The organism is Nioella sp., from assembly GCF_964229645.1.
Lineage (GTDB): Bacteria > Pseudomonadota > Alphaproteobacteria > Rhodobacterales > Rhodobacteraceae > Nioella.
In genome coordinates this window covers 1-11,170 of record NZ_CAXREX010000137.1, presented here as the reverse complement: position 1 = coordinate 11,170, position 11,170 = coordinate 1, and the positions used below count along the sequence as shown (strand labels likewise).

At 67.0% G+C, this 11,170-nt stretch carries 10 protein-coding genes; 5 read left to right on the top strand and 5 right to left on the bottom strand.

Annotated elements, in window-relative coordinates; all coding sequences use genetic code 11:
* Positions 1-2,778 (top strand): chromosome segregation protein SMC (locus tag ACEQXV_RS09105; protein WP_370268870.1); only part of this gene is annotated, 2,778 nt, incomplete at its 5' end.
* A gap of 126 nt (positions 2,779-2,904) precedes the next feature.
* On the opposite strand, the gene ACEQXV_RS09100 is transcribed toward ACEQXV_RS09105, so the two are convergent.
* The 5 genes from ACEQXV_RS09100 to ACEQXV_RS09080 form a co-directional block, all read right to left on the bottom strand.
* Positions 2,905-4,077, bottom strand: a complete 1,173-nt coding sequence (locus ACEQXV_RS09100; protein ID WP_370251163.1) for a lytic murein transglycosylase — start codon at positions 4,075-4,077, stop codon at positions 2,905-2,907.
* 44 nt (positions 4,078-4,121) lie between these two features.
* On the bottom strand, positions 4,122-5,030 hold the full coding sequence (cbiB, locus tag ACEQXV_RS09095) for an adenosylcobinamide-phosphate synthase CbiB (protein WP_370268869.1): 909 nt from the start codon (positions 5,028-5,030) through the stop codon (positions 4,122-4,124).
* Positions 5,027-5,977, bottom strand: coding sequence for a threonine-phosphate decarboxylase CobD (gene cobD, locus ACEQXV_RS09090; RefSeq protein ID WP_370268867.1), 951 nt, complete (start codon positions 5,975-5,977; stop codon positions 5,027-5,029). Before cobD ends, cbiB begins: the two co-directional genes overlap by 4 nt.
* 39 nt (positions 5,978-6,016) lie before the next feature.
* Positions 6,017-7,006: a glutathione S-transferase family protein gene (locus ACEQXV_RS09085; protein WP_370268865.1), complete on the bottom strand. Its 990-nt coding sequence runs from the start codon at positions 7,004-7,006 to the stop codon at positions 6,017-6,019.
* Positions 7,007-7,192: 186 nt separating this feature from the next.
* A complete protein-coding gene (locus ACEQXV_RS09080) occupies positions 7,193-7,756 on the bottom strand; it encodes a CGNR zinc finger domain-containing protein (RefSeq protein ID WP_370251159.1) in 564 nt (187 codons plus the stop codon).
* Between the two features lie 223 nt (positions 7,757-7,979).
* Between ACEQXV_RS09080 and ACEQXV_RS09075 the strand changes: the two genes are divergently transcribed.
* The 4 genes from ACEQXV_RS09075 to ACEQXV_RS09060 all read left to right on the top strand — a co-directional run.
* Positions 7,980-8,336 (top strand): hypothetical protein, encoded by a 357-nt coding sequence (locus ACEQXV_RS09075; protein WP_370251158.1) that lies wholly within the window; start codon positions 7,980-7,982, stop codon positions 8,334-8,336.
* Positions 8,337-8,432: 96 nt separating this feature from the next.
* Entirely contained in the window at positions 8,433-9,434 is a 1,002-nt protein-coding gene (dgcN, locus tag ACEQXV_RS09070; protein ID WP_370268864.1) for an N-acetyltransferase DgcN, read from the top strand.
* A complete protein-coding gene (gene dgcA / locus ACEQXV_RS09065; protein ID WP_370268863.1) occupies positions 9,434-10,396 on the top strand; it encodes an N-acetyl-D-Glu racemase DgcA in 963 nt (320 codons plus the stop codon). Before dgcN ends, dgcA begins: the two co-directional genes overlap by 1 nt.
* Positions 10,397-10,647: 251 nt before the next feature.
* Positions 10,648-11,170: dihydroxy-acid dehydratase (locus tag ACEQXV_RS09060; RefSeq protein WP_370268861.1), on the top strand; the 523-nt coding region annotated here is incomplete at its 3' end.

Sequence of the window (11,170 nt, the reverse complement as noted above, 5' to 3'; positions counted from 1 at the left end):
CTGCGCCACGCCGAGGGGATGTTGCTCTATCGGCGCTGGAAAGAGGCCGACGATGCCCGGGCCGAGGCGGAAAACGCCCTGCGCGACGCGGTGACCATGGCCGCCCGCGCGGAAACCACCGCCCGCGAGGCAAGCAAGGCGCGCGAAGCTGCCGAAGAGGCAGTTCCGCCCCTGCGCGAGGAAGAAGCCATCGCCTCGGCCCTTTTGCAGCGTGTCACCGTTGAACGCGATGCCCTGAACGACGAGGAAGCGCGCGCCCAGAGGGCGATTGAAACCCTCGCCGGCCGGATTGCCCAACTGGCCAAGGACCTTGCCCGCGAAGACGCGCTGAACGCCGATGCCGGCAACACGATCGAAGCGCTGGAACGCGAGGCCGAGGCGCTGCGCGAGGCAGGTGACGGGCACGAGGACAGCCTGCGCGCCGCGCTGGAGGCGGTCGATGCCGCCACGCAGGCCCTCGCCGAGCAGGAAACCGTGCATTCCGACCTGACGGAAGAGGCCGCCCGGCTGGCCGCCCGGCACCAGTCGGCACAGCGCTTGCTGGACGATGCCGCCCGCGCCTCGGAGCGCCACACGCGCGAAGCCGAGAAGGCCAGCACCGATGCCGCCGAGGCCGAAGAGCGCCTGACCACCCTGGCGCGCGAACATGACGAGGCGGAGGCCGAGCTTGCCCGCGCCACGGACCTGGCCGCAAGGGCCGAGGAAACCCTGACCGAGGCAGAAGCCGCCCGGTCCGAGGCGCAGGCCCGCGAGGCCGAGGCGCGCAGCGTCCTGGCCGAGGCGGAAGGCGAGTGGAACACGCTCGACGCGGAGGTGCGCGCGCTGGCCCGCCTGCTGGAACGCGAGCGCGGCGGGCGCAACCAGCTGCTCGATCGCGTGCGCGTGGCCCCCGGGTTCGAGGCCGCCGTTGGCGCTGCCCTGGCCGACGACCTCAAGGCTCCCGAGGCCGAGGATGGCACCGGCTGGACAACCCTGCCGCAATACGACACGCCGCAGCCCCTGCCCGCGGGGATCGTGTCGCTGGCCGAATACGTGGATGCGCCGCCGGTGCTGGCCCGTCGCCTGCGCCAGGTGGGCGTGTTGCAAAACGGGGAAGGCCCGCGCCTGCAACCGCAGCTTCTGCCGGGGCAGCGGCTGGTCACGCGGTCCGGCGACCTGTGGCGTTGGGACGGGTTCGCGCAGGCCGCCGCCGATAGTTCCTCTTCCGCCACGCGGAGGCTGGAGCAGGCCAACAAGCTCAACGACATGTCGGACGAACTGGAACGGCTTGCCCTTGCCGTGGACCGCACCCGGACGACGCACAAGGCCAATGCCGACCGGCTGGCCGCCCTGACCGAAGCCGACAAGCAGGCCCGCGCCGCGCGCCGCGCAGCGGATCAGCAACTGGCCGATGCCAGCCGGGCCTTTTCCCGCACCGAGGCAGACCGCAATATCCTCGAAGGCCGCCTGGAAACCCTGCGCCAATCCGCCACTCGCCACGCCGAGGAAGCGGAGTCTGCGCGCGAGGCGCTGGCCGATGCCGCGCGGGCAAAGTCGGAACTGGAAGACCTCGACGCCGCCCGTGCCCGCGTCGAAGAGGCGCGTGGTGCCACCGAAACCGCCCGCTCGGCCTTGATGGCCACGCGCGGCGCGCATGAGGAACTGAAGCGCGCGGGCGAAGCGCGCGACAGCCGCCTGACCCGGATTTCCCAGGAAGTGTCCTCCTGGCAGAAGCGGCTCGATAATGCCGCGACCCGGATCTCGGAGCTTCAGAACCGCAAGAGCTTCGCCGAGGTGGAACTGGAAGCCGCCCGCAAGGCCCCGGCCCAGATCGTTGCCCGCAAGGAAAAGCTGGCCGACACGATCGACACTGCCGAGACCCGCCGCAAGGCCGCAGCCGATGCGCTGGCGGTCGGGGAAACCCGTCTGCGCGAGGCGGTTCAGGCCGAACGTGACGCGGAACGCGAAGCCTCCAACGCGCGCGAGGCCCGCGCCCGCGCCGAGGCCCGCCGCGACAGTGCCGCCGAGGTGCTGGAAGCCGCCGCCGAGAGGATCGAGGAAGATATGGAGGTCGGTCCAGCCAAGCTCCTCGAACAGCTTGATGCCGATCCCGAACGGATGCCCTCGGTCGAGCATATCGAGGCCGATGTGCTGCGCCTGCGCCGCCAGCGTGACGCGCTCGGAGCGGTCAACCTGCGCGCCGAGGAAGACGCCCGCGAAGTGACCGAGGAACGCGACACCCTGGCAGCCGAAAAGGAAGATCTCGAAGAAGCCATCCGCAAGCTTCGGGGTGGAATTGTCAGCCTCAACCGCGAAGGGCGTGAGCGGCTGCTGGCCGCCTTCGACGAGGTGAACCGCAATTTCGGCATGCTCTTCACCCATCTCTTCGGCGGGGGCGAGGCCAAGCTGGTGCTGGTCGAAAGCGACGACCCGCTGGAGGCCGGGCTGGAAATCCTGTGCCAGCCGCCGGGCAAGAAGCTCTCGACCCTGTCGCTCCTGTCCGGGGGCGAACAGACCCTGACGGCGCTGGCGCTGATATTCGCGGTCTTCCTGGCCAACCCGGCCCCGATCTGCGTGCTCGACGAGGTCGATGCGCCGCTCGATGACGCCAATGTCACCCGCTTCTGCGACCTGCTGGACGAGATGACCCGCCAGACCGACACCCGCTTCCTGATCATCACCCACCACGCGGTGACGATGAGCCGGATGGACCGCCTGTTCGGGGTGACCATGGCCGAGCAGGGCGTCAGCCAGCTGGTCAGCGTCGATCTCAAGAAGGCTGAACAGCTGGTTGCCTGAGCCTCAGCGGCCTCTTTCTTCTTGGCTCAAATACTCCGGGGGCGCCGCCGCAGGCGGCGGGGGCAGAGCCCCCACCCGCGATCCGTCTGGATCGCGCGGGTCGACGCCGAAGGCGGCGAAACCGGGTCAGAGCCTGCGCAGAAGCTCCAGTGTCGGCCAGGCATCGGCCGGCAGCCCAAGCTGACCCTGCACCTCCTGCACCGCGTCGCGGGTGCGCGCGCCCAGGATGCCGTCGATTCCGCCCACGTCATAGCCCATCTCGGTCAGCCGCTGCTGCAATTGCCGCATCTGGGTCTGGTCCAGCCCCGGGTCGGGGTTGCCTGCGTTGTAGACCGGCGCGCCTTCCAGCCGCGTGGCGAAATAGGCGGCCGTGGTCACGTAGACGAAGCTCTGGTTCCACTCGAAGAGAACCGAGTAGTTCGGGTAGGCCATGAAGGCGGGCCCGTTGCGCCCCTGCGGCAGCAGGACCGAGGCTTGCAGGTTGGTGTCGGGCAGGGTCCCGTTGCGCCCCTGCACCCCCATCTGCTGCCATTGCGACACCCGCCGCGTGGTGCCAAGCCCCGTCTGCGACCAGTCGAAATCCGATGGCATCGTCACTTCCACCAGCCAGGGTTCGTTTGCCCGCCAGCCCAGGCTGCGCAGCATGTTGGCCCCGGACAGAAGCGCATCTGGGGCAGAACCCTGAAGGTCCACATGCCCGTCGCCATCACCGTCGATGCCCCGGTCGCGGATGTCTTCAGGCAGCATCTGCACCATCCCGATCTCGCCCGCCCAGGCCCCGGTCGTGCGGCGCGGGTCGAGGTCGCCCGACTCGAACAGGTCAAGCGCGGCGAAAACCTGCGGGCGGAACAGCTCCGGCCTGCGGCAGTCATGGGCCAGCGTGACCAGAGAGTTCACCGTGTTGTAGTCGCCCTGGAAGGCCCCGAAATCGGTCTCGAAGGCCCAGAAGGCCAGCAGCACGCCCCGGCTCACGCCGAATTCGCGTTCCATCCGGTCAAAGACGCTGCGGTAACGTTCTGCGTTGATGCGGCCGTGATCCATGCGGTTCTGGCTGATCAACCGGCGCGAGAAATCGACGAAGGGCCGGGTGAAGATGCCCTGGCGGCGGTCAGCCTGAAGGGTGGCCTGGTCTTGGCTCACGCCGTTGAAGAAAGCGTTGACGCTTTGCGCGCTGTGGCCGCGCTGCATGGCTTCCTGGCGCAGCCCGTCGACGAAGCCGGAAAAACTGCCCCCGCATTGCTGCGCATGGGCAGCGGTCGAGAGGGCCAGGGAAAGAAGGGTCGCTGAAATCAATCGCATCTGGAAAATCCTGTTGCTGTCTTTCGACAGAGACTAGCAGGCGTTCAGAACAGGGCAAGAACCAGCGTGCAGGCCGCGACCACGGCCCAGACCCGCCACAGCACGGAAATGGCGCGCTCGATCTCGGCCACGCCGATCTGACGTTCTCCGCTGCCATTCACCCAGGGAAAATCGCGGGATTGCCCGTGGTAGCTGCGCGGTCCGGACAGGGCCACGTCCAGCACGCCTGCCATGGCCGCCTCGGGCCAGCCCGCATTGGGCGAGCGGTGCAGCCCCGCGTCCTGCCGCACGACATCGACTGCGCGCCCAGACCAGAAGGCCAGCGCGATCAGGCAAGCGGTGATCCGCGCCGGAACCCAGTTCAGGACATCGTCGAGCCGCGCCGCCGCCCAACCGAATTCCTCGTGCCGGGGCGTGCGGTAGCCGATCATGGAATCGGCGGTGTTCACGATCTTGTAGACAAGGATGCCGGGCAGCCCGCCCACCAGGAACCAGAAGGCCGGGGCAATCACCCCGTCCGAGAAGTTCTCGGCCGCGCTTTCGATGGCCGCCCGCGCGATTGCAGGTTCATCCATAGCGCGCGTGTCACGCCCGACGATCATGGCGACCGCCCGCCGACCCTCGCCCACGCCGTAGCGCAGGCCATCGGCCACTGCCTGCACATGTTGCACAAGGCTTTTCTGGGCCAGCAGGATCGCGCCCCCGATCAACGACCAGAGCCAGCCAAGCGGCAGGGCTTCGATCACCACCCCTAGCAGCGCCGCGCCTGCGACCAGCCCCAGGACGACCAGAACGCCATTGTGCCAGCGCGGCCCGGTGTTGAAGCGGATGTCGGCCAAGCCGATCAGCCGCCCCATCAGAACGGCCGGATGCGGCACCCGAGACCAGAGCCATCGCGGCTCGCCCATCACGGCATCGAGCGCCATCGCGCCCAGAAGCAGCCCCGCGCTCATGCCAGCGCCTCTTCCAGCCGGGCCCAATGCGCCTCGGGTCCTGGCAGGCCGAGCCGGATCCAGCGGTCGGAATAGGGGAAGATGCGGGTCCAGATGTGATGGCGCGCGAGCCGCTCCTGCCACCTGGCGGCCTCGCCCACGTCGTAGAGGCGAAAGAGCGTCGTGCCGCCCGCAATGGCCGCCCCGGCGCGGGTCATCACCGCGTCGAGCCGCTCTGCGTCGCGGGCCAGCCGGGCGCGCGTTTCTTCTGCCCACCCCAGATCGCGGAGCGCGACCGTCCCGGTCGCGATCCCCGGGCCAGAGACAGCCCAGGGGCCGATCATCTCGGCCAATCGATCGATGGTCTCGGGATGGGCGATGGCAAAGCCGAGCCTCAGACCCGCCAGCCCCCAGAACTTCCCAAAGCTTTTAAGAACGACGACCCCAGGCCGCTCGGCCAGGTGAACGAGGCTCGACTCCGGCAGCACATCCCCGAAGCTCTCGTCGATCACCGTCAGGCGACGGTCGCTGGCAAGCTCGGCCTCGGTCCAGACCCGGCCATCGGGATTGTTGGGGTGCACCACGACCAGCGCATCGCCATTCCCCTCTTGCCAGCCATGGGCGCGGAAGGCGGCCCGGTGCTCGTTGTAAGTCGGCGCGGGGATCTCGACCGTGCCCGCCGGCAACAGCGCCGGGATCCGCGCGATCAGGGCCGAGGCGCCGGGTGCGGCCAAAAGGGCCGCCCCCCCGGGCACGCGCCAGAAGGCGCGGGCCGCGTCACTCAGCGCCTCGAAAGCCCCCTGGTCGGGCAGGGCCGTCCAGGCATCGGGGGGGAAGTCGGGCAGGGGATAGGGCAGCGGGTTGATGCCTGTCGACAGGTCGATCCAATCGCCGCGCGTCCCGCCGAAACGGGCCACCGCGCCATCGATTCCGCCGCCATGATCGCGCTTGCCGTCTGTCCCGGTCATTGCCGTCCCCTGTTCACCGGGAACGGTTCAACCCGATTTTCAGGCCGCCCGCAATGCCTCTCGCCCATGGGGGGCGTCCCAGTCGATCACTGGATTGATCGGGATGATACGGTGCGGATTGATGGTTTCGTGGCTGTAATGGTAGTGCCGCACGAAATGGTCGAACTGCACCACGTCACGGATGCCGGGCCATTGATAGAGCTCACGCGCCCAGCCCCACAGGTTGGGATAGTCCACGATCCGGGCCCGGTTGCACTTGAAGTGCAGGTGATACACGGCGTCGAACCGGGCGATGGTGGGAAACAGCCGCCAGTCGGCCTCGGTCACCCGGTCGCCGGTCAGGTAGCGGCTGCGCGCCAGGATATCCTCGATCCAGTCCAGCGCATCGAAGAGCTCATGGACGGCGCGGTCATAGGCTTGCTGAGTGGTCGCGAACCCGGCCTTGTAGACCCCGTTGTTCACGTCATCGTAGATGCGCGCATTCAGGGCGTCGATCCGGTCGCGCAGCGGGGCGGGGTAGAAGTCCTGCCGATCGCCGGTGATGTCGTTGAACGCCGTGTTGAACATGCGGATGATCTCCGAGCTTTCGTTCGACACGATGGTGTTGCGCTGCTTGTCCCACAGGATCGGCACCGTCACGCGCCCGGTCATGTCGGGCCTGGCCCGCAGGTAGATGTCGCGCGCGAACTCCGAGCCGAACAGCCGGTCCCCCGTTGCGCCCGGAAAATCGGTGGAGAAGGTCCAGCCATCGGACAGCATGTCGGGATGCACGACGGAGATGTCGATATGATCGGTCAGCCCCTTGAGGTTGCGATAGATCAGCGTGCGATTCGCCCAGGGGCAGGCATGGCTGACATAGAGGTGATAGCGCCCGCTTTCGGCCTTGAAGCCGCCCTCGCCGCTTGGCCCGGCAGAGCCATCCGCCGTGACCCAGTTTCGGAACTGCGCCTCGCTACGCTTGAACGCGCCGCCGGTGGCCTTGGTGTCGTACCACTTGTCCACCCATTGTCCGTCCACCAGCATGCCCATTGGCAATTCTCCTTGCGATCGTTGAGCCAGAAGATAGCGGCACCTGCCGCCGCGGCTACCCTCAGCCGCGCAGGCCGTCTCTGCTTCACTGCACAGACAGGGGGGAATTTCCGTGAGCGGAAATTGACGCGACCCGGCGGGTCGCGCGCCCGGTCGACGCGCCATGGCGCGGCGAAACTGACGCGATCAGGCTGCCTTGCGCTGCCGCGCGCGGAAGCTTTCGGCCTTGGCCCGGTTGCCGCAGCGCGACATGGAACACCAGCGCCGCCCGACCCCGCGCCCCTTGTCAATGAACAGGTGAGAGCACCGCTTGCATTCGCGCAGGCGGCCAAAGAGATCGGATCGCAGAAGATCGTCCAGCGACAGAACGAGTTGTTCGTGCAACCGCCCAAGCGGGCTTGCGCCGACACGCAGCCCTTCCGGCCCGATCACCAGTTCTGCCTCAGCGTAGACCGCCTTGATCGCATCGGTCAGGAACAGGGCATCCTCGCGACCAGGGGACCGGCCCGCCGCGATGGCCGACAGGGCCGCATAGGCAGTTTCCCGCAGCGTCAGAAGGCTGAGCATCTGGGACTGGGACAGGGGGTCCGACGGGGCAAGGAAGCCCTCTGCCGTCAGGATGTCGACCAGCCCGGGGGCGGTTTCAAAACTGTTCGCCTGCCGGGACTTGCCGTCATCGGAAACGGTATTCAGGAAGGACAGGAAAGGATGGCCCGATCCGGGCTCTGACCGTGTGGTCGCATTCGACATGGAACTGCTACCGCCTCGAAAAGCTTGTTCTGGTTTCGTTGGGCTTATGCTGCCGCAGCCCCGGGGGCAAGTAAAGGGACGCCCATATCGGGCGGTGACCGGTAAGCGGTCTTTGGCCACTGTGGCCGATATGCGACGTGCTGCGTTGCAGCGGCTACGCGTCCTTGTCCGAATCCTTTGCAGCGCCAAGTTTATCCACAGCTGAACGCATGGAATCGGGACCATGACCGGGTATCTGCCAAAAGAAGTTCTGGAAGGCCTCAAGGCCGCCCAGAAGAAAGCCGAGCGCAAGCGCAGCCGCCGCTCTGTGCATGTGGGCGACGATGTATACCCGATCCTGCAATTTGCCGAGGAAGGCTTCGCGCTCGATGCCGAGCACGCGCCGCATCTGCGTGGGCTGGTCGATATCTACGAGGGCCCCAGGCATCTTTACCAGGCGCTGATCGTGGCCTCGGAAATGCACGGCGACATGATGCGCTATGAATTCAAGCGCAATACGCCTGCTTCCGATCATGCACCGCGTGACTTCTATCAGGAACAGGACGCGCCGATCGCGCTACTGGACTGGTCGAAACCCTGAATTTGGCCTTTGCACCGGCAGCATTTTCCGGGCTAGCCTGATGCCAAAGCACCGCTCGCGGTGCGCCGTTTTTCCCTTTCATCAGAGGTCCACCCCATGATCCAGACCCCGTACCTGTTGTTTCTCGGCGATGCGCCTGACCAGCTCGCCGCGAAGGTGGCCCAGGGCATCCGCGACTGGCGCCCCGACAACGCCATCGGCCAGTTCCGCATGGACGGCTGCGGCGCCGATGTGAAGCTGCCCGATATGGACCTGACTGCCGCGAAAGAGGCCGGGGCCAAGACGCTGGTGGTGGGTGTTGCCAACCGGGGCGGCGTGATCAGCCAGGAATGGAAGAAGGTTCTGGTTATGGCGCTGGAAGAAGGCTTCGACCTTGCCTCCGGCCTGCACAACCTGCTGCGCGACGAAGCGGATCTCGTGGCCGTGGCCGAGGCGACCGGGCGCAAGCTGCATGACGTGCGCGTGCCGGACGTGAAATACCCGATCGCCAATGGCGTGAAGCGGTCCGGCAAGCGCTGCCTCGCCGTGGGCACCGACTGTTCCGTCGGCAAGATGTATACCTCGCTGGCGGTTGACGCCGAGATGAAGAAGCGTGGCATGAAGTCGAGCTTCCGCGCCACCGGTCAGACCGGGATCCTGATCACCGGAAACGGCGTGCCGCTTGATGCCGTGATCGCCGATTTCATGGCGGGTTCGGTCGAATGGCTGACCCCGGATAATGACGAGGATCACTGGGACCACATCGAAGGGCAGGGGAGCCTCTTCCACGTGTCTTATTCCGGCGTGACCATGGCGCTGATCCACGGTGGCCAGCCTGACGCGCTGATCCTGGCGCATGAGCCGACCCGTGCCCATATGCGCGGCCTGCCGGGCTATGACCTGCCCTCGCTGGAGGCCCTGCGCGACATGGCGCTGCCGCTTGCGAAGGTGGCGAACCCCGCTTGCCAGGTTGTCGGCATTTCCGTGAACACCTCTGGCATGGGTGAGGACGAGGCGCTGTCCTACCTCGAAGCGACCGAGAAGCGGATGGGCCTGCCCGCCGTCGATCCGTTCCGCCAGGGTGCAGGCCGCCTGGTCGACGCGCTCGACGCGATCTGATGCTGTCTGTCACCGCCGATACCTTCCGGCTGGCGCAGGTCTTCACCATCGCCCGCGGCAGCCGGACCGAGGCCCATGTCCTGACCGTGCGCGCCTTCGCAGATGGCGTGGTTGGGCAGGGGGAATGCGTGCCCTATGCCCGCTACGGCGAGACGCTCGACAGTGTGACCGCTGAGATCAAGGGGTTGCCCGAAGGCATTTCCCGGCAGGATCTGCAGGATGCCCTGCCTGCTGGCGCCGCCCGCAATGCCGTGGACTGCGCCCTGTGGGATCTGGCCGCCAAGCAGACCGGCGCGCCGGTGTGGCAACTGGCGGGGCTGCCTGCGCCGCGTCCGCTGATCACCGCCTACACGCTGTCGCTCGATACGCCCGAGAATATGCGGGCCGAGGCCGCGAAACACGCGCATCGGCCGCTCTTGAAGATCAAGCTCGGCACGCCCGACGACATGGCGCGGCTGGAGGCGGTGCGGGAAGGCGCGCCGAAATCCCCCATCATCGTCGACGCGAACGAGGGCTGGACGGCAGAGGTCTATGCCGCACTCGCCCCGCACCTGCTGCGCCTCGGCGTGCAGATGGTGGAACAGCCGCTGCCTGCTGGCTCCGACGATATGCTGGCCGAGATCGAGCGGCCACTACCCGTCTGCGCCGATGAAAGCTGCCACGACCGCGCCAGCCTGCCGGGCCTCAAGGGCAAATACGACATGGTCAACATCAAGCTGGACAAGACCGGCGGGTTGACAGAAGCGCTTGCCCTCCGCGACGCCGCCCGCGCCGAAGGTTATCAGGTCATGGTTGGCTGCATGGTGGGATCGTCGCTCGCCATGGCCCCCGCCATTCTGGTGGCGCAAGGGGCCGAGGTGGTGGACCTCGACGGGCCGCTCCTGCTGGCCGAAGACCGCGCCGCACCGCTGGTCTATGACGCGGCGGGGGTGCATCCGGCCAGTGCGGAGCTGTGGGGCTGAGCACTGCGCGGCGCGGAATCACGGGCGTCAGCCCGCCGTGCCGCCCCGCGCGGAGGCGATTTGGGTGACGCTGGTGTGCCGGTTGAAGTCGTCCGGGTTCGGCGAGGCTAAAGCGGGCCGATCAAGGGCGGGTTCACTCCCTCCCGCGTTGTCGATGGCGCGGCAACATATACGAGCCCTTTTCCCCTTTCCCCATATGGCCCTCCCCCCATCTTTGCGCTAAGCAAATCCCGCTCGACAGGAGGACAGACATGCCCAGATACCGTTCCCGCACGACCACCCATGGCCGCAACATGGCCGGCGCCCGTGGCCTTTGGCGCGCCACCGGGATGACCGATGGTGATTGGGACAAGCCCATCATCGCCATCGTCAACAGCTTCACCCAGTTCGTGCCGGGGCATGTGCACCTCAAGGACCTCGGCCAGATGGTTGCGCGAGAGGTCGAGGCGGCGGGCGGTGTTGCCAAGGAATTCAACACCATCGCGGTCGATGACGGCATCGCCATGGGCCATGACGGGATGCTCTATTCCCTCCCGAGCCGGGAGGTCATCGCGGATAGCGTCGAATACATGGTCAACGCCCATTGCGCCGATGCGATGGTCTGTATCTCCAACTGCGACAAGATCACCCCCGGCATGCTGATGGCCGCCATGCGGCTTAATATCCCCGCGATCTTCGTCTCGGGCGGGCCGATGGAGGCGGGCAAGATCGACATTGCCGATCTGGAGATGACCAAGATCGACCTTGTGGACGCGATGGTTGCTGCCGCGAACG